19 protein-coding genes are annotated in these 18,289 nt (G+C 60.5%); 8 read left to right on the forward strand and 11 right to left on the reverse strand.

Translation table 11 applies throughout. The features are described 5' to 3' along the window. Positions 1-57: 57 nt before the first annotated feature. From H559_RS0101605 to tmk, 5 genes are all read right to left on the reverse strand, one after another. Complete coding sequence (locus H559_RS0101605) at positions 58-849, reverse strand: MBL fold metallo-hydrolase (protein ID WP_028451247.1); 792 nt, start codon at positions 847-849, stop codon at positions 58-60. Next, positions 846-1,631, reverse strand: coding sequence for a TatD family hydrolase (locus tag H559_RS0101610; protein ID WP_028451248.1), 786 nt, complete (start codon positions 1,629-1,631; stop codon positions 846-848). The genes H559_RS0101605 and H559_RS0101610 overlap by 4 nt, the downstream gene beginning before the upstream one ends. Positions 1,632-1,715: 84 nt before the next feature. Beyond that, positions 1,716-2,081, reverse strand: a complete 366-nt coding sequence (locus H559_RS0101615) for a PilZ domain-containing protein (RefSeq protein WP_028451249.1) — start codon at positions 2,079-2,081, stop codon at positions 1,716-1,718. Positions 2,082-2,119: 38 nt separating this feature from the next. Beyond that, positions 2,120-3,127, reverse strand: coding sequence for a DNA polymerase III subunit delta' (gene holB / locus H559_RS0101620; protein WP_034639280.1), 1,008 nt, complete (start codon positions 3,125-3,127; stop codon positions 2,120-2,122). Beyond that, positions 3,124-3,753: a dTMP kinase gene (gene tmk / locus H559_RS0101625; protein WP_028451251.1), complete on the reverse strand. Its 630-nt coding sequence runs from the start codon at positions 3,751-3,753 to the stop codon at positions 3,124-3,126. The genes holB and tmk overlap by 4 nt, the downstream gene beginning before the upstream one ends. Before the next feature lie 107 nt (positions 3,754-3,860). On the opposite strand from tmk, the gene H559_RS0101630 reads away from it, so the two are divergent. Both H559_RS0101630 and H559_RS18345 read left to right on the forward strand, forming a co-directional pair. Beyond that, the gene (locus H559_RS0101630) at positions 3,861-4,517 is read left to right on the forward strand and encodes a Smr/MutS family protein (protein ID WP_245579315.1); all 657 of its coding nucleotides are present in this window, start codon (positions 3,861-3,863) and stop codon (positions 4,515-4,517) included. After that, positions 4,507-4,860: a VanZ family protein gene (locus tag H559_RS18345; RefSeq protein ID WP_162143281.1), complete on the forward strand. Its 354-nt coding sequence runs from the start codon at positions 4,507-4,509 to the stop codon at positions 4,858-4,860. Before H559_RS0101630 ends, H559_RS18345 begins: the two co-directional genes overlap by 11 nt. Before the next feature lie 62 nt (positions 4,861-4,922). Here H559_RS18345 and rmuC read toward each other — a convergent pair whose 3' ends face one another. Then, positions 4,923-6,506: a DNA recombination protein RmuC gene (gene rmuC, locus H559_RS18350; protein WP_051278803.1), complete on the reverse strand. Its 1,584-nt coding sequence runs from the start codon at positions 6,504-6,506 to the stop codon at positions 4,923-4,925. Between the two features lie 75 nt (positions 6,507-6,581). Between rmuC and flgA the strand changes: the two genes are divergently transcribed. The 6 genes from flgA to H559_RS0101670 all read left to right on the forward strand — a co-directional run bounded on the left by flgA (position 6,582) and on the right by H559_RS0101670 (position 14,599). Then, positions 6,582-7,277 (forward strand): flagellar basal body P-ring formation chaperone FlgA, encoded by a 696-nt coding sequence (gene flgA / locus H559_RS0101645; RefSeq protein ID WP_028451253.1) that lies wholly within the window; start codon positions 6,582-6,584, stop codon positions 7,275-7,277. Positions 7,278-7,372: 95 nt separating this feature from the next. Then, the gene (locus H559_RS0101650) at positions 7,373-8,305 is read left to right on the forward strand and encodes a bifunctional riboflavin kinase/FAD synthetase (RefSeq protein WP_028451254.1); all 933 of its coding nucleotides are present in this window, start codon (positions 7,373-7,375) and stop codon (positions 8,303-8,305) included. A 58-nt stretch (positions 8,306-8,363) separates the two neighbouring features. After that, positions 8,364-11,267 (forward strand): isoleucine--tRNA ligase, encoded by a 2,904-nt coding sequence (gene ileS / locus H559_RS0101655; RefSeq protein ID WP_028451255.1) that lies wholly within the window; start codon positions 8,364-8,366, stop codon positions 11,265-11,267. Beyond that, a complete protein-coding gene (lspA, locus tag H559_RS0101660; RefSeq protein ID WP_028451256.1) occupies positions 11,260-11,757 on the forward strand; it encodes a signal peptidase II in 498 nt (165 codons plus the stop codon). Before ileS ends, lspA begins: the two co-directional genes overlap by 8 nt. Further along, the gene (ispH, locus tag H559_RS0101665) at positions 11,754-12,674 is read left to right on the forward strand and encodes a 4-hydroxy-3-methylbut-2-enyl diphosphate reductase (protein ID WP_028451257.1); all 921 of its coding nucleotides are present in this window, start codon (positions 11,754-11,756) and stop codon (positions 12,672-12,674) included. The genes lspA and ispH overlap by 4 nt, the downstream gene beginning before the upstream one ends. 98 nt (positions 12,675-12,772) lie before the next feature. Further along, positions 12,773-14,599: a sensor domain-containing diguanylate cyclase gene (locus H559_RS0101670; RefSeq protein WP_034639437.1), complete on the forward strand. Its 1,827-nt coding sequence runs from the start codon at positions 12,773-12,775 to the stop codon at positions 14,597-14,599. A gap of 89 nt (positions 14,600-14,688) precedes the next feature. Here the strand turns inward: H559_RS0101670 and rfaE1 are convergent, their stop codons facing one another. The 5 genes from rfaE1 to H559_RS0101695 all read right to left on the reverse strand — a co-directional run bounded on the left by rfaE1 (position 14,689) and on the right by H559_RS0101695 (position 18,284). After that, positions 14,689-15,624 carry a D-glycero-beta-D-manno-heptose-7-phosphate kinase gene (gene rfaE1 / locus H559_RS18355; RefSeq protein ID WP_051278804.1) on the reverse strand — a complete coding sequence of 312 codons (936 nt, stop codon included), beginning with the start codon at positions 15,622-15,624 and terminating at the stop codon, positions 14,689-14,691. 30 nt (positions 15,625-15,654) lie between these two features. Continuing rightward, on the reverse strand, positions 15,655-16,347 hold the full coding sequence (gene pyrF / locus H559_RS0101680; RefSeq protein ID WP_028451259.1) for an orotidine-5'-phosphate decarboxylase: 693 nt from the start codon (positions 16,345-16,347) through the stop codon (positions 15,655-15,657). Between the two features lie 9 nt (positions 16,348-16,356). Beyond that, positions 16,357-17,529 (reverse strand): lipopolysaccharide assembly protein LapB, encoded by a 1,173-nt coding sequence (gene lapB / locus H559_RS0101685; protein ID WP_051278805.1) that lies wholly within the window; start codon positions 17,527-17,529, stop codon positions 16,357-16,359. A 39-nt stretch (positions 17,530-17,568) separates the two neighbouring features. Beyond that, entirely contained in the window at positions 17,569-17,874 is a 306-nt protein-coding gene (locus H559_RS0101690; protein ID WP_028451261.1) for a lipopolysaccharide assembly protein LapA domain-containing protein, read from the reverse strand. Between the two features lie 125 nt (positions 17,875-17,999). After that, positions 18,000-18,284 carry an integration host factor subunit beta gene (locus tag H559_RS0101695; RefSeq protein WP_028451262.1) on the reverse strand — a complete coding sequence of 95 codons (285 nt, stop codon included), beginning with the start codon at positions 18,282-18,284 and terminating at the stop codon, positions 18,000-18,002. Between the last annotated feature and the right edge of the window lie 5 nt (positions 18,285-18,289).

The following is an 18,289-nucleotide window of genomic DNA, read 5'->3' on the forward strand; positions in this document are numbered from 1 at the left end:
CTTGTTATGTATTGACTTGTAGCCATTTCTCCTGAATGCCTACAATGGAATACCCTGTTATTCACCACTCCCAGAAACCAGCTGCATGCCATCAAAGCCGACGCACACACCTTCCGGCAGGCGACGGCCCAGTTCATGGTATTCCAGTTCGTGTGTCATGTGGATCAGCACCGTCTGGCGTGCGGCAACCCGGCCAGCCCATTCCAGCGATTGTGCAACCGAGAGGTGCGTCGGATGCGGGCGTTCGCGCAGGCAATCCAGCAGCAGGATATCCAGTCCCTGCAGCAGGGCGAGGCTTTCGTCGGAAATGTCGGACACGTCGGTCAGGTAAGCCACATTGCCGATGCGCCAGCCCAGAATCGGCCATTTGCCGTGCAGCAGCGGGATGGGCTGCACCGTCACGCCGGCAAATTCGAATGGCTCTGCGTGCACCTCGGTAAAATCGAGTACCGGCTTGTCCCACATCGCGGTGGGCTGCAGCAGCGTATAGGGAAAGCGTTCGCGGATGTGCGTGAACATCAGGCGGTTGCCAAACACCGGCAGCGGTGCTTTCTGCAGCCAGCAGAACGCACGCAGATCGTCGATGCCGTTCAGGTGATCGGCATGCGGATGGGTGTACAGCACGGCATCCACACGCAGCAGTTGCTCGCGCAGGCTTTGCTGCCGCAGGTCAGGGCCGGTGTCGATCAGGAAAGTCTGGCCGCCGGCCCGTAATACGGCTGACGCCCGCGTGCGCACATTGCGCGGGTCAGGTGATGTGCAGGTCGGGCAGGTGCAGCCCAGTGCAGGCGTGCCGCCGCTGGATCCGACACCGAGCACCAGCACTTCGACACGAGGCGCCGCGCTCATGCCGGGCCGGCCTTGGCAAACAACCGGAAGAAATTGGCAGTAGTCGTGGCGGCAACTTCCTCGACGCTGACCCCCTTCAGTTCGGCAATGAATTCACCGACATGACGCACCCAGGCCGGACGGTTGAGCTTGCCGCGATGCGGCACCGGCGCCAGATAAGGGCTGTCGGTTTCAATCAGCAGCCGCTCCAGCGGCACATGGCGCGCTACATCCTGCAACTCCACCGCTTTCTTGAAGGTGACGATGCCGGAGAGCGAAATGTAGAAGCCCTGCTCCATCGCGGCATCGGCTACAGCAATCGATTCGGTAAAGCAGTGCATTACCCCGCCCGCCGCGCTGGCGCCTTCCTCGCGCATCAGTCGCAGCGTGTCTTCGCTGGCGGCGCGGGTGTGGATGATCAGCGGAAGGCCGGCTTCGCGTGCGGCGCGGATGTGCACGCGAAACCGCTCGCGCTGCCATTCCATGTCGGCAATGCTGCGCCCTTCGAGGCGATAGTAATCGAGCCCGGTTTCTCCGATGGCCACTACACGCGGATGGCGTGCCTCGGCAATCAGTTGCGCAATCGTGGGTTCGGGCGTGTCCTCGTAATCGGGATGTACGCCGACCGAGGCAAAGAATTGCGGATGGGCTTCGGCCAGCGCGAGCACTTGCGGATATTCGGGCAGGTTGACCGAGACACACAGCGCATGGCTCACCTGGGCCGCCTGCATGTCGGCCAGGTGCTGCGGCAGGTCTTTGCTGAGCTCGGGAAAATTCAGATGGCAATGGGAATCGACAAACATGGGTACTCTGGGGCTGCTCTGACAATGGAAAAGGCCGCATCGTTGCGGCCTTCGGGGTACGTCTGAAGGCGCGAAGCGCCCAGTTTACATCGTATGCGTGGTGCGGCCCGAATTCAGATAGCCGCCCAGCAGGTTTTCGATCTTCACCCGCGCCTGGGCGCCGGCTTCATTATTCGAAAACTGCACGCCGATGCCCTGCTGGTGATTATTGTGTGCGCCCTGCGGCGTGATCCAGATGACATGCCCCGAAACGGCGATCTTGGCCGGATCATCCAGCAAGGAAAGCAGCATGAAGACCTCGTCACCGAGGTTGTAGCTCTTGTTGGTGGGAATGAAAATTCCGCCGCCCTTGATGAAGGGCATGTAGGACGCATACAGCGCCGCTTTTTCCTTGATGTTCAGCGACAGTACACCGGGGCGGGTGACGGGCTGACGGGTCGGTTCACTCATGGTTTTGTCTCACTGCGCATGCGCGGCCGTGGTTATTGTCACTGCGGTTTTACTGCGCGCGTGCGCAGTGCGTCCAGATAGGCAAACAGCAGGGATTCATAAACCAGCCTGGGGTTCAGCGGGTGATGCGCCGCCTTGCGGGCAGACAGCAGGGTTTTCTGCCACTCCAGCAAGGGCACTGCACGCACACTCAGGCGCTGCAGATCATCCCGCCAGTCCGGATAATAGCGAATATTGCCGCTTAAACCCAAGCTGACAATGTCATGTCCCCATTTCTGTAACCAATCCACGACCAGCGCCACATCCAGCCGGGTTTTCTCCAGGGTCTGGGCTATGCCGATCACATCGAGTGCTGCCGGGTTGGCCAGATGCTGCAGCAGTTCGTTGCGCTGGGCAAGCCACGGCGCGCTGGCATCTTCCAGTGCCGCCAGTGGCGCGCCGCCCATGTGCGCCAGATGCAACTGCGGATTGACCACGCCTTCTGCCGCCAGCCAGCTTTCTGCAGCGTGGTGGTCAGGCAGGCTGAGCGGGAATTGCCGGCAGCGGCTGCGTATGGTCGGCAGCAGACGCCGCCAGTGATGCGCCACCAGAATGAAGACGGCACCGGCCGGCGGTTCTTCCAGCGTCTTCAGAAAAGCGTTGGCAGCTGCTACATTCATGGTTTCGGCAGGAGCCACGACCGTCACCCGCACGCCACGGCGGTGCGAGGTGAGGTTCACGAAGTCTTCCAGTTCGCGCACGGCATCGACCGGGATCACCGGTTGCTTGCGCTTGGTCTTGCCGTCTTCATCCTCTTCGGCCTCGGCCGGAGTCAGCAGGCGATAATCGGGGTGATTGCCGGCGGCAAACCAGCGGCAGCCTTCGCACTCGCCACATGGTTCAGCGGAGCCCGGGGTTTCGCACAGCAGAAGATTGGCCAGACGCTCGGCAAAACGCAGCTTGCCGATGCCGGCAGGGCCGGTCAGCAGCAGCGCATGCGGCAGGCGTTCACGCTCCCGCAGCAGCGCCTGCCAGTCCTTCTTTTGCCAGGGATAGAGCGCGTTCATGCCCACCCCAGCCCGGCAAACAATTCGGCCAGTTCGGACTGGATGACGTCCAGCGGGCGATTGGCGTTGATCACGCGAATGCGCTGTGGCGCCGCAGCGGCACGGGCCAGATAGGCCTCCCGCACGCGGGCATGAAAATCAAGCGCTTCCCGTTCGAAGCGATCCAGCACGCGCCCATTGGCCATCCGCGCCTGGCTGACTTCAAGTGGTACATCGAACAGCAGCGTGAGATCCGGCTCGATACGCGCAGCGCCCTCACCCTGCACCCAGTTTTCCAGTGCGGCAAAGCGCGCGTCAGACAGGCCGCGTCCGCCACCCTGATAGGCAAAAGTGGCATCACTGAAGCGGTCGCACAGCACCCACTGTCCGCGCGCCAGCGCTGGGCAGATCACCTGCTGCAGGTGCTCGCTGCGCGCGGCAAACATCAGCAGTGTTTCGGTATCGAGCGCCATTGCCTCGCTCAGCAACAATCCGCGCAACGCTTCACCCAGCGGCGTGCCGCCGGGCTCGCGCGTCTGCAGCAGCGGCACACCGGCGGCGGTCAGGTGCTCAGCCAGCCAGGCCAGATGGGTGCTCTTGCCGGCACCATCGACACCCTCGACAGAAATAAAACGGCCACGCTGCATGCAATCAGGTCCGGAATATTGGAAAACAAGCAGCGATTGTCGCACAGTCGCCCTTGCCGCGTACAAGCCTTGCCTGTGTGACGAGCGCACTTTAGACTCGCCGCACCATGGCCAAGCCCAGCAAAACCTCTCCGTTTACCGATGCCCTCAAGCCACTGGCCCGGGCGATGCGCAGCCATCAGCGCGAAACGCTGGAGGCCAGGCTTGTCGCCTATCGCGAACTGCCACCGCCTCCCAAGAGCGATCGTGAGCTATTCCTTGAGGCAATGCAGGGGGTATTGCCCCATAAAAACGATTACTTCGAGCACCCGGCCAAATACCCGTCACCCCATCCTGTCCAGCGCTGGCGAGATGAAGCGCGAGTGATGCGCGACGCAATGACCGATTTCTGGCCGTGGGATGAACTCGAAACCGGTGAGGAACTGCTCTATTTGCGCCCCGGCGTGCGCCCCGACTCACTGAAAAAGCTGCGGCGCGGCGAATGGGTCGTCCAGGGCGAACTCGATCTGCACGGACTGACCAGCGAATATGCGCGCCCGGTCGTCGGTGAATTCCTGCACCGCTGCCGCGTGGAAAACCGCCGCTGCGTGCGCATCGTGCACGGCAAGGGTCTGGGCTCGAAAAACAAGGAGCCGGTGCTCAAGCTCAAACTGAAAAACTGGCTGGCGCAACGCGACGAAGTGCTGGCCTTCTGCCAGGCACGCCCCTTTGATGGTGGCAGCGGCGCGGTGCTGGTCCTGCTCAAGGGAAATCATGAGCGCTGAATCCGTCTCTCTGCCGCCCCTACTACGGCGTGGCCTGCTGGTTTGTTGTCCTGTGATGATATGTCTTGGTTCGCTGTGGCCGCTGACCGGCCCGGTCGTCCCCGGTGGCGACAAGCTGCAGCATTTTGCCGGTTACGGCGTGCTTGCCCTGCTGGCGATGTGGAATGCTGCCCGCCCCCTGCCCGTCTGGCTCTGCTGCACGCTGGTGGGCGTGGTGATCGAATTCCTGCAGGGGCTGAGTGGCTACCGCGCATTCGAGCTGGCCGACATGCTCGCCAATGGCGCAGGTGCGCTGGCCGGCGTGTTGCTGATGCAATCAGTCAGCCGACTGCGCCGAAGATAGATTGCCAGGTATTGCATCTCAGCCATTTATCTTAAAGGGCTGCAGAGCAATACCCACCAACCTTACTCAGCCAGCGCCTGCGGAGCAGGAGTAGTCAGGTCATCCAGCTTCACCTGCTCGATTTCGATAAAGCGTTTTGAAATCTTTTCGCTGGTGATGCTGACTTCCTGCGCATCGTCATGCGCCATGCGGATGTGATCGGCGAGTTTCTTCATCCGCTTGTCGAAGCGGCCGAATTCGGCGGACAGCTTGCCCAGCGCTTCCTGGATGATGTGCACCTGCTTGCGCGTTTCCACGTCCTTGATCACCGCGCGCGCGGTGTTGAGCACGGCCATCAGCGTCGTCGGCGACACGATCCACACGCGCTTGCCCATCGCGTACTGCACCAGCTCCGGATGGTAGGCGTGGATTTCGGCGAACACCGCTTCGGCCGGAACGAACATCACCGCACCGTCTGCCGTGACATTGGGAATGATGTATTTGCTGCTGATGTCATCGATGTGTTTCTTCACATCCGCCTTGAAGGCACGCTGCGCGACGCTGCGGTCTTCGCCGGCGGCGAACATGCGGTGGTAGTTTTCCAGCGGGAATTTCGCATCCACGGCAACCGTGCCGGTCGGCTCCGGCAGGCGCAGCAGGCAGTCGGCGCGCGTGCCGTTGGGTAGCGAGGCCTGCAGTTCGTACACCTGCTGGGGCAGTACATTGCTGATCAGGTGCTCCAGCTGCACCTCGCCAAAGGCGCCGCGGCTGCGCTTGTCACCCAGCAGCTCCTGCAGGCTGACCACATTGGTGGTCAGCCCGTCGATTTTCTTCTGTGCTTCATCAATGGTGGCCAGCCGCGCCATCACATTGGCGAAGGTTTCGTTGGTTTTCTTGAAGCCGTCGTCAAGCCGCTCATTCACCTTGCCGGAAATTTCTGCCAGGCGCCCGTCGGCGGTCTTGGTGAGTTCACCCACGCTGGCCGTGAGCTGCTGCGTGGAGGTGGTCAGCATGCTTTGCAGCATGTCCATCTCGCGCTTGGCCTGCTCGGAGAGCATGGTCGAGAGCTTGAGCAGCACATCCTCGCGCAGCGCATCCTGTTTGGCCTGCAGGCTGGCGGCGATGTCGGCAAGCTGTTTCAACACCAGTTCGCGCGTTTCGCCCAGGCTGGTGTTGAGTGCCAGGCGCAGGTTTTCCTGGCGTGACTGGGTCTCAGCTGCCATGTCGGCGAGTTTCTGCATCTGCTGCTCGCGGCTGTCCGCCAGTGTGGATGTCAATGCCAGCTGCAGCGATTGCATGGTTTCAGCCTGCAGCTGCGCCATGCGCTGCTGGTTTTCGCGTGACTGGTTAAGCTCGGTGCCGACTCCGCTGCGCAGGCGCTCGAAGGACTGGTTGAGACCGTCGCGCAGGCGTTCTGCCGAGCTGTTGACGGCGTTGTTCAGTACCGCGCCATGCTGGGTGAGCGCGGCGTGGTTTGCTTCGGTCTGGCGTGCCAGCCCCTGCGCCAGTTCGCCCTGCAGTTCGCGATGACGCGCATCCATTTCTGCCAGCAGCTGGTCCAGCACGTTTCTTTGCGTCTGGCGCAATTGCTGCAGGCTGAATACCGAGAGCGCACCGGCAATCAGCACCACGATGGTGGACAGGGCAAACAGCATTTCGATCGACATGGCGGTCCTTGCGGTTGAAGGCATTCAAGGGCGCGATTGTAGGCGAAGCAGTCACCAAAGCCTATAATCGCCGGCATGAAACGATTCCTCGCCCCGCTGCTTCTGATTCTGCTGATTTCGCCACTGTGCCGTGCCGCGTCGCCTGCGACCCAGGAGATGTCACAGGTGCTGCGCACGGTGGCGCAGTGGCTGGATGCCTCGCTTGCCAACGCCCAGGGGCAAAGCTCCTACAGTGTCGGCAAGGTGGATTCGCGCCTGCGGCTCGATCCCTGCCAGCAGATGGAAGTCAGCCTGCCCTCCGGCCAGAAACTCATCGGCAATGTGCTGCTGCGGGTACGCTGCACAGCGGGCGCGACCTGGAGCCTGAACGTGCCGGTACAGGTCAGCCTTGTGATGACCTATTACACGGCAGCTCGCCCGCTAGCGGCCAATCAGACCATCCAGGATCAGGATCTGCTCCCGCAGCAGGGCGATCTGGCCAACCTGCCCGGCTCGGTGATTCTCGACCCGGCAATGGCCATTGGCCGCACGCTGAATTCGGCTGTTGCGGCCGGCCAGCCGGTGCGTCGTGAAATGCTGCGCGCGGCCATGGTAATCCAGCAGAACCAGAAGGTGCGTGTGGTTTACCGTCAGGACGGTGTCGAGATCGTGAATGACGGCATTGCGCAAGCAGCGGCGACGGAAGGCAGCCCGGTGCGCGTCCGTGTCAGCAATGGCACGATCGTGACCGGCATAGCGCGTGCCAGCGGCGAAGTCGAAGTCGGTCGCTGAGTTCCTGTCCGGCGCCTCGCCTGAGGCCGTTTCAAGACAAATCGGCGCGCTGGCGCTACAATCGGCGGTTTGAATAAATCGGCAGCATGTCATTGATGCGCGTGGTCCGCGGCGCTACCGGCGCCAACCTCCCTCCCTGTGTTCTGGCAATCGGCAATTTTGACGGGCTGCACCTCGGCCATCAGGCCCTGCTGCGCCAGTTGCGCGGTGAGGCACAGTCGCGGGGCCTGCCTGCCGCAGTGCTTACCTTCGAACCGCACCCGCGCGAACTGTTCGCGCCCGAGCAGGCTCCTGCCCGCCTGACCAGCCTGCGCGAGAAAATAGAGCTATTGGCTGCTGCGGGTGTTGATTATCTGGTCGTACAGCGCTTCGATCGCCGCTTTGCCGCAGTCGAAGCCGAAGCCTTCCGCGATGATGTGCTTGTCAGTCATCTGAATGCCCGGTATGTGCTGGTCGGCGACGATTTTCGCTTTGGCCGCCAGCGCCGTGGAGATATCTCACTTCTGCAGGCCTCTCCAGCACTTGCAGTGCATGGTCTGCCGGAAATCCAGCATCGTGATGAGCGCATTTCCTCGACGGCCGTGCGCGCGGCGCTGGCTGCCGGCGAGCTGGATCACGCCGCCCGACTGCTTGGCCGCCCCTATTCGATTTCTGGGCGCGTGGTTGGCGGCGATCGTATCGGCCGCGAGCTCGGCTTCCCGACCGCCAACATCCAGCTCAAGCACAACCGCCCGCCCTTGCTGGGCATTTTCGTGGTGGAAGTACATGGGCTGGGCGGCGTACGGCAGGGTGTCGCCAGCCTGGGCTTTCGTCCGACCATCCGTGGCGGCGACCTGCTGCCCAAACTTGAAGTTCACCTGTTCGATTTCAACGAGGAGATATACCGCCGCCATTTGCGCGTCGATTTCCTCGTCAAATTGCGTGACGAAGAGAAGTACCCCGATCTGGATGCGCTCAAAGCCCAGATCGCGAGGGATTGCGAAGCGGCCAGAGCATGGTTCGCAGCGAAAGAACCCTTGATCGTATAGACACGCAACCCAACATATTCAAAGCATACAGACCAATACCCTGCATACCGGAACAGCCATGACCGACAAGACCAGCAACAAGTACCCCGTCAACCTGCTCGACACGCCGTTTCCGATGCGTGGCGATCTGGCCAAGCGCGAGCCCGGTTTCCTGAAAGCATGGCAGGACCAGCAGCTCTACAAAAAGCTGCGCGAAAAGGCCCGCACGGAAAACCGCCCGCAATTCCTGCTGCATGACGGCCCGCCCTATGCCAACGGCGATATCCATATCGGTCACGCGGTCAACAAGATCCTGAAGGACATCATCATCAAGTCGAAGTCGCTGGCTGGTTTTGATGCGCCCTATGTGCCGGGCTGGGATTGCCACGGCCTGCCGATCGAACACCAGATCGAGAAGATCGTCAAAAGCGACAAGGATGCGGTAAAGAACAACCCCGACATCCACGCGCGCATTGTCGAATACCGCAAGGTCAACGGCCTGGATGAGAAGGAAACCAAGCTGCCGGCGTCCTTCACCCGCGAACTGTGCCGCGAATATGCCGCCAAGCAAATCGAGCGCCAGAAAGTCGATTTCATCCGCCTGGGCGTGTGGGGTGACTGGGAAAATCCCTACCGCACCATGGATTTCAAGACCGAGGCCGAAATTGTCCGCACACTGGGCAAAATCAACGCCAACGGCTACATGACGCGCGGGCAGAAGCCAGTGCACTGGTGCGTGGATTGCGGCTCGGCGCTGGCCGAAGCGGAAGTCGAATACGAAGACAAAACCTCGCCGGCCATCGATGTGGGCTTCCGTGTTGTGGATAGCACGGCCCTGTCCAAAGCCTTCGGCGGCGTGAATGTGGGCGACCAGCAGGCCTTTGCCGTGATCTGGACCACCACGCCGTGGACGCTGCCCGCCAATCAGGCCGTGTGTGTTTCTGCTGATCTGGATTACGACCTGATCGCGACTGAAAAGGGCCTGCTGATTCTGGCGCGCGATCTGGCCGAAGCGGCCATCAAGCGCTATGGCCTGGATGCCAATGAAGTGATTGCGCAAGCCAAGGGCGCGGCGCTGGAAGGCCTGCAGCTGCAGCACCCCTTCTTTGCCCGCCAGGTGCCGGTGATTGTCGGCGAGCACGTTACCACCGACGCGGGTACCGGCCTCGTGCACACGGCCCCCGCGCACGGTGTCGAGGATTACCAGGTTGGTCTGCACTACAAGCTGCCGGTCGACAATCCGGTTGGCAACGATGGCCGCTACATCAGCAACACGCCGGCGATGAATGCCCAAGGTAATCAAGCATCCGTTGAACTGGCCGGCCTCACCGTCTGGAAGGCCAACCCGCTGGTGCTGGAAGTGCTGGAAGCCAACGGTAACCTGCTGGCAAACGAAAAACTGCTGCACAGCTACCCGCACTGCTGGCGCCACAAGACGCCGATCATCTTCCGCGCGACCAGCCAGTGGTTCATCGCCATGGAGCATGCCGCGCATGACGGCAGCGTACTGCGCGACAAGGCCAACAAGGCCGTCGACGACACCGCCTTCTTCCCGAGCTGGGGCCGCGCACGCCTGGAAGCGATGATCAAGAACCGCCCGGACTGGTGTATTTCGCGCCAGCGCAACTGGGGCGTGCCGATGACCTTCTTCGTGCACAAGGAAACCGGCGAGTTGCACCCGCGCTCTGCCGAACTGCTGGAACAGGTCGCCCAACGCATCGAAAAAGCAGGCATCGAAGCCTGGTTCAGTCTGGATGCCAGCGAGCTGCTGGGCGCAGAGGCCGAGACCTATGAAAAACTGAAAGACACACTGGACGTGTGGTTCGATTCCGGCTCAACCCACTTTGCCGTGCTGCGCGCGCGCGAAGGACTGAAGTGGCCGGCCGACCTGTATCTGGAAGGCTCCGACCAGCACCGCGGCTGGTTCCAGTCCTCGTTGCTGACAGCCTGCGCGACCGAAGGGCGTGCACCGTACGACCAGCTGCTCACCCACGGCTTTGTGGTGGACGGCAAGGGCATGAAGATGTCCAAGTCCAAGGGCAATGTGATCGCGCCGCAGACCGTCATCAACCAGATGGGCGCCGACATGCTGCGCCTGTGGACCGCCAGCACGGATTACTCGGGCGAGCTGTCGATTTCCGACGAAATCCTCAAGCGCACCACTGATTCCTATCGCCGCATCCGCAATACGCTGCGCTTCCTGCTGGCCAACCTGTCTGACTTCAAGGCTGAAAATGCCCTGCCCGTCGAACAGCTGACGACACTGGATCGCTATGCGCTGGTGCAACTGGGCGAATTCCAGCAGCGCGTACTGGCCTGCTATGACAAGTACGAGTTCCATGTGGCCGTGCAGGACATTACGGCCTACGCCTCGGAAGAACTGGGCTCCTTCTATCTGGACATCATCAAGGACCGCCTCTACACGATGGGCGCAGACAGCGCCGGCCGCCGCTCGGCGCAGACCGTGCTGTGGCACATCACGCAGGCGCTGGTGCGTCTGCTGGCACCGATCACCTCGTTTACCGCGCATGAAGTCTGGGAAGTGCTCAATGGCACGAGCGACAGCGTCTTCCTTGACCGCTGGCACGTCGTCCCGACCGTTGCCGATGCGGCTGCGCTGAATGCGCAATTTGCGCTGGCGCGTGAAATCCGCGCGCAGGCCCAGAAAGACATCGAAGTACTGCGTGCCGACGGCAAGCTGGGCTCCAGCCTGCAGGCCGAGGTCATCATCACGACCAACGGTGACACACATGCGGCACTGGCAGCCCTTGGTGACGAGCTGAAATTCCTGCTCATCGTCTCGAAGGCCGAGTTGCAGCAAGGCAGTGAGACCGCGATCAGCGTGAAGGTCGCGGAAGCCGAGAAGTGCGAACGCTGCTGGCACTACCACCCCACGGTGGGCACCGTAGATGGACACCCGACGCTGTGCGCGCGCTGCGACGACAATCTGCACGGCGCCGGCGAGGTACGCCAGCATGCTTAAGCGACTGGCCGGTTTCGGCCTGAAACAGTGGCTGCTGCTGGCACTGGGCGTGCTGGCGCTCGACCAGATTACCAAGCACGGTATCGAGCTGTACTTCAACAAGGGCGAGAGCCTGACGGTGATACCTGGCTTTTTCAATCTGACCCTGGCCTACAACCCCGGCGCAGCCTTTTCCTTCCTGGCCGACGCCGGTGGCTGGCAGCGGCATTTCTTCACCGTGCTTGCCTTGGCGGTCTCCGGCTATATCGTGCATCTGCTCAAGCGCCACCAGCACGAAACCCGCTTCGCCCTGGCCCTGGCCCTGATTCTGGGCGGGGCCATCGGCAATGCGATTGATCGGATTGTTTTCGGGCATGTCATCGATTTTCTGGATTTCTACATCCGGAACAGCCATTATCCGGCCTTCAACCTGGCTGACTCCGCCATTGTCGGTGGAGCTGGCCTGATCATTCTGGATAGCTTCAAACGCGAGAAGGAAAAAGCCGCATGAACATCATCCTGGCCCAGCCGCGCGGCTTCTGTGCCGGCGTTGACCGCGCCATTGCCATCGTTGAAAAAGCGCTGGAGAAATATGGCGCGCCGATCTATGTGCGCCACGAAGTCGTGCACAACAAATTCGTGATCGAAGACCTGAAAGCCAAGGGCGCGATCTTTATCGAGGATCTGGCCGACGTTCCTGCCGGCAATACGGTGATCTTTTCGGCGCACGGTGTTTCGCAGGCAGTACGCAGCGAGGCTGAAGCTCGAGGATTGAATGTATTCGATGCCACCTGCCCGCTGGTAACGAAAGTGCATCTCGAAGTTCGTCGCCTGCAGCAGCAGGGTTTTGCCATCATCATGATCGGCCACAAGGGCCACCCGGAAGTCGAGGGCACCATGGGTCAGGGCGACGGTCCTATGTACCTGGTTGAAGAGCCTGCCGATGTGGCAACACTGGAAGTAGCTGACCCGCACAAGCTGGCCTATGTGACGCAGACAACCCTGTCGGTCGATGATGCCCAGGTCGTGATCAATGCCCTGCGCGAACGTTTCCCGGATATCGTTGGTCCGAAAAAGGACGATATCTGCTACGCCACCCAAAACCGGCAGGATGCGGTGAAGCAGCTCGCTCGCGATGTCGATGTGCTGATCGTGGTTGGCTCGCCCAACAGCTCGAATTCCAACCGCTTGCGTGAAGTCGGTGCCAGCCTCGGCATCTCATCCTACATGGTCGACAATGCCGGCGAACTGAAGGCCGAGTGGTTTGCCAGCGATGCCAGGGTCGGCATCACTGCAGGTGCATCGGCCCCGGAAATACTGGTGCAGCAAGTGATCGACCGCATTCGCGGTTTTGGAGCACTGGATGTCACCCCCATGTCCGGCATCGAGGAAAACGTCGTATTCAGCCTGCCCAAGGGCCTTGCCTGACCGGCAGGACTCAAGCAGAAAAGGCTGCCTCTGGCGGCCTTTCCCTTTTGTGGCAGGCGCATATACTTGCAGTTGTCAGCCCTATTCCATGAATGGCCATGAACCCTCCATCCCCGCCCAGCAATCCAACCGTCATCGCTCGTGAAACGCTGAAGCAGCTCGCAGTTCGGCGCGTGGCACCGACTCCGGATCACTATGAGGCGATATTCCATGAAATTGCCGGCACCCCGGAAAGCGAGCGCCTGCACCCTGCCCTGCGTGAGCTGATCGCTGCGCTGGATGCGCAACCCAGGCAGTCCGCCGAATTCCAGCGCCAGCTGACCCAGCTAAGGCGCACGGCACAGACAGAGAAATGGGGCGACTTCCCGGATTTGCTGTTCCGATGTGTCCAGGGTCTTGGTAATCAGGGTGAGCTGAGTCGCTCCTGGGCAGATCTGATCCGGGATCTGATCCGGCAATGGGATCTGCGAAATCCCTTCTACACGCCCAGCCGCAAGCAGGAAAGCCTGGAAAAAGTGCTGATCAATTTTGGCGGCAACTCGGCTGAGCTCAATGAAAAACTGGCCTCGCTGGTTCGGGCCTGGAGCGAGGGCGGAGCAGAAGGCGGTGGCGTTCTGGAAGGCGACCTGACTTCGACTGATTCTGCCGAAGCTACCAGCCAAGTACCGACTGTCGGCATGGTTTTCCCCGCCACATCTGCAGGTAGCATCTCCCACGCATCCTGGGCCAATGCCCTGTCCACCACACTGCAGATCGGCGTCAGGGCGCGGCTGGCGCACAGTCCGGATCTCCAGCAAGATGCGGCCTCGCTCGCCGAAGAAGCGGCCGTGGTCCAGGATGAGGCCGGCTTAGAGAAACTGCTGCCACGCCTGCGCAAATTCTGGCTGCGGCTTGAGCTGCAGAATGACCAGGAACTGCGGCTTTGCGATGCACTGATGAATCTGCTGCGTCTGCTCACGGATAATATGGCGGAAATCGTCATTGACGACGAATGGGTGCGCGGGCAGATTGCCGTCGTCCAGCACATCATGGCGCAGCCACTCGACATGCGCGTGCTCTACGATGCCGAATCCGGCCTGAAAGAGGTGCTGTTCAAGCAAAGCCAGCTCAAGCACTCACTGGTCGAGGCACAGGAAGCGCTTAAGCAGATGCTGACTTCGTTCATCGACCGTCTGGGTAATATGTCGGTCAGTACCGACCGCTATCACGACAAGATCAGTGGTTATGCCGAGCAGATCGAAAAGGCCAGGGATCTGGGCAGCATTCGCGATGTGATGGAAGGCCTGCTGCAGGATACGCGCAGCATGCAGCTGGACGTGCAGCGCTCCAGGGATGAGCTGAATGAAGCACGCAGTCGCGCTGATGAAGCGCATGAGCGCGTGCTGGAGCTGGAAAAAGAGCTGACCGAGATGAGCCAGCGCATTCGTGAAGACCAGCTTACCGGAGCACTCAACCGGCGCGGCATGGAAGAAGCGATGGAAACCGAGATGGCCCGGGCGCAGCGCAATGGCAGCACGCTGTCACTGGCGCTGCTGGATATCGACAATTTCAAAAAGCTCAATGATTCCCGTGGCCACGGTGCCGGTGATGATGCTCTGCGCCATCTGGTTGGCGTCATCAAATCCATCATCCGGCCGATGGATTCGGTCGCCCGTTATGGCGGCGAGGAATTTGTGCTGATCATGCCGGAAACCGACACGGACAATGCCATCGTGGCGATGCAGCGGGTACAGCGCGAGCTGACGCGCCGTTTCTTCCTGCACAATAACGAGAAATTGCTGATCACCTTCAGTGCCGGAGTAACCGAGGTGATTCCCGGTGAAAGCGCTCAGGCTGCGCTGGAACGCGCTGACCATGCCATGTATCTGGCCAAGAAGCATGGCAAGAATAGGGTCGAGGCCTATACATACCCGGGTACTGACTAAAGTTGCTCCCAAAAGCAGGCTGCACCGCACTATTCAGGATGGTGCCTGGACAATGCGGCACAGTTCGAGCTACTTAACCCGCCCCCCCTTCACTCACTATCGCCGAACAGCTCTTCGGGATGAACCACGGCCGTACCAAGCTTGCCGACCACAATGCCGGCGGCACGATTGGACCATTCCATCGCCTGCGGCAGCGTAAGCCCAGCTGCCAGCATGAGACCAAGCGTGCCGATCACCGTATCACCGGCACCGGAAACATCAAACACTTCCTGTGCCTGCGTCGGCTGGTGGACAATTTCAGAAGCGGCAAACAGCGTCATTCCTTCTTCGCTGCGCGTCACCAGTAGCGCGTCGAGATCCAGTTTTTCGCGCAACTGGCAGGCCTTGGCACACAATTCATCTTCCGATGCCCAGCGCCCGGCCACCTGCCTGAATTCGCTGCGGTTCGGAGTAAGCAGCGTCGCGCCACGGTAGCGATCATAGTCATCGCCCTTGGGATCAACCAGCGTCGGCTTGCCATGCGCCTTAGCGATCTCGATCATGCGCTGGACATGCCGCAAACCACCCTTGCCGTAGTCGGATAGAATGACAACATCGACTTGCGGCAGCATTGCTTCGAATTCATCCAGTTTCGCTGCCAAGACTTCGTGACTCGGCTCGTTTTCGAAATCGATGCGCAGCAATTGCTGCTGGCGCGCCAGAACACGCAATTTCACGGTGGTGGCTATGTCGGGATCGCGATGCAGCGAAGCCTTTACGCCATGAGCGGTCAGCAGGCGTTCCAGTGCGCTGCCGGCCTCATCATCACCTACCACAGCGAGCAAATGAGCCTGCCCACCCAGTGCGGCAATATTGCGTGCAACGTTTGCGGCGCCACCAGCGCGCTCGTCAGTCTTCTGGATACGAGCCACCGGAACCGGTGCCTCCGGCGAAATTCGTTCTACATCGCCAAACCAGTAACGGTCCAGCATCACGTCACCCACTACCAGTACACGGGCCGCAGCCAGTCGTTTCAACCAGTCCATTTATAACCTCAATATCGAATAGTCCGGCAATCAGGCTGCCAGGCTGGCATTGATCTCAGCCAGCGTCTGCATCGGATCGACGCTTTGCGTGATTGGCCGGCCGATGACCAGATAATCGGAACCAGCCGCAATGGCAGCCTGCGGTGTCATGATCCGGTTCTGGTCATCCGCGCTGCTGTTGGCCGGGCGGATGCCGGGAGTAACCAGCTTGAACGACTGGCCGCAGGCATTTTTGATGAGGCTGGCCTCCTGGGCGGAACACACCACGCCATCCGCCCCGCTGGAACTTGCCAGCCTCGCGAGGCGCTCAACTTGCTGGGCTGCAGGCGGCAGCCCCAGTTCGGCCAAGTCAGCATCACCCATGCTGGTCAGAACCGTCACGGCAATCAGGAGAGGCCGCTTCGGCAGCGCATCAAGGGCATCGCGGCTTGCTTCCATCATCTTGCGACCGCCAGAAGCATGGACATTGACCATCCAGACCCCGAGTTTCGCTGCAGCAACGCAGGCGTGAGCCGTCGTATTCGGAATATCGTGAAATTTCAGATCAAGAAAGACGTCGAAGCCCATTCCAGCCAGTTCCTCGACCAACCGCGGCCCCGCCGAGGTAAAGAGTTCCTTGCCCACTTTCAACCGGCATTGCGCGGGCGAAACACGGGCAGCAAAGGCAAGGGCGGGCTCGGCGGCCGGAAAATCCAGCGCCACAATGATTCTTGGATCGGACATGCTTTCCTCTTAATGGCCTAACCGGCGCTGGCCACGAACCGGGGGATAGGATTCCCATTCGTTGCAGGCCGGGCAATGCCAGAAATATTGGCGCGTGCGGAAGCCGCAGGCCTTACAGTAATAAACCGTGTTTTCGCGCGTTTCTTCGTGGATGAGGCGCACGATGATTTCAAGATCGGGTTGCTGATCTGCCGGTGCCTGCAGCAGATACGCTTCCAGCACCTTGCGCAGGCCGGACATCGTCGGGTGCTCGCGCAGCCGCTCGCGTACAAATGCGCTTACCGCATCCGGGCCATTTCGCGCCAGAATGCGCTCGTAGAGCACATCCAGCACATCCAGATCGGGATTCTGTCTGAGCAGACCCATCAGGTAACGCTCGCCTTCTTCAGCTCGTCCGAGCTGATCGTAGGCGGCCAGCAGCTGACGTGCGACCAGAGCCAGGTAGAGGATGTCCTGCTTTTCCATCCCCAGCCACTCGCCGATGGCCAGTTCATGCTTCTCGCATCTGGCGGCCAGTTCGCCCAGCATGACCCGTGCACGCGCACATTGCCGATTGGCCTGGAGTGCGGCCCTCAATTCATTCTCGGCTTCATCTTCACGCGAATGCAGCATGGCATGGGCCGCCAGCTCACAGTGGAAATGGGCAATTTCGTGCTGATAGCTGTGGCTGTCATCCCGCAGGTGCTGTGCCAGCTCGATGGCTTTCTTCCATTCGTGCTCCTGCTGATAGATGCCGAGCAGCTCAACCCGGGCTTGCCGTGAGTAATCGGTGTCGGCAAGGTTATGCAGCAGGTATTCGGCACGGTCGAACAGGCCCGATTTCATGAAATCGATGGCCAGCTCCAGTTGTGCCTGCTGGCGCTGATTATCGGAAAGATCCTTGCGATCCAGCAGGCGCTGATGCATGCGGATTGCTCGCTCGAGCTCACCCCGCCGGCGGAACAGATGTCCGAGCGTAAACTGCAGCTCGCTGGTCTCCGCATGCAACTTCGCAATGTCGACATACACGTCGACCGCACGGTTGGTTTCACCGTTGAGCAGGTGATTCAGCCCCTGGAAATACTGGGCCGGCAGTGAGCGACTCTCGGAGAGGACGTGTTTGATGTCGATGCGGGCGGCAAGCCAGCCCAGCCCGAAAAAGACGGGCAGGATAATCAGCCACCACAGCTGGATTTCTATCATGGGAAAAACCGGAAAATGGAAAGCGGATGAATAGTGCGGTCAGGCCGGGTCGCGGGATGCATCAGCCGTAATACCCTGCAGCGGTGTTGTGGTTTGTTCGAAACGCGCCTTTCTTTCCTTGCGCAGCAGCAGGACTTCCCGGCGCAGACGGATGCGCTGTCCAAGGCCGGCCAGTACGCCCAGCGCAGCCCCCAGGGCTAGTGTAATCAGCAGCAACAGCGCAAGCGGTGCTTCCCAATAGTAGCCAAGGAAGAAATGCAGGCGGACGGGGTCAGCGTTATGCATCGCAAAAACAAACAGAATGCAGAACAGCAGTAGTTTGATGGCCCACATCAGGTATCGCATGGCAAATCCATAAATGGCAGTCAGATGGGTATTGTAGCGGAAAACCGCCGGTTTATTTCATGGCGGAATGCGCAAAAAAGGCGGCATTCTTGCAAATGCCGCCTTTCTCTTGTTGCCGGAATGCGTTACGCGTTTACATCAACGCGCTCACGCAGCTCCTTGCCAGCCTTGAAGTGAGGAACAAACTTCTCCGGAACCTCGACTTTGGTGCCGGATTTCGGATTGCGCCCCATTCTTGGCGGACGATAGTTCAGGTCGAAGCTGCCAAAGCCACGAATCTCGATACGCTGACCTTGCGAAAGGCTTTTGGCCATCGCATCGAGTATCGTCTTCACGGCCAACTCCGCATCCTTCGCCACCAGCTGCGGATAGCGGGCGGTGAGTTTTGCGATGAGTTCGGATTTGGTCATGCCAG

Source organism: Chitinilyticum aquatile DSM 21506, from assembly GCF_000430805.1.
Taxonomy (GTDB): Bacteria; Pseudomonadota; Gammaproteobacteria; order Burkholderiales; family Chitinibacteraceae; genus Chitinilyticum; species Chitinilyticum aquatile.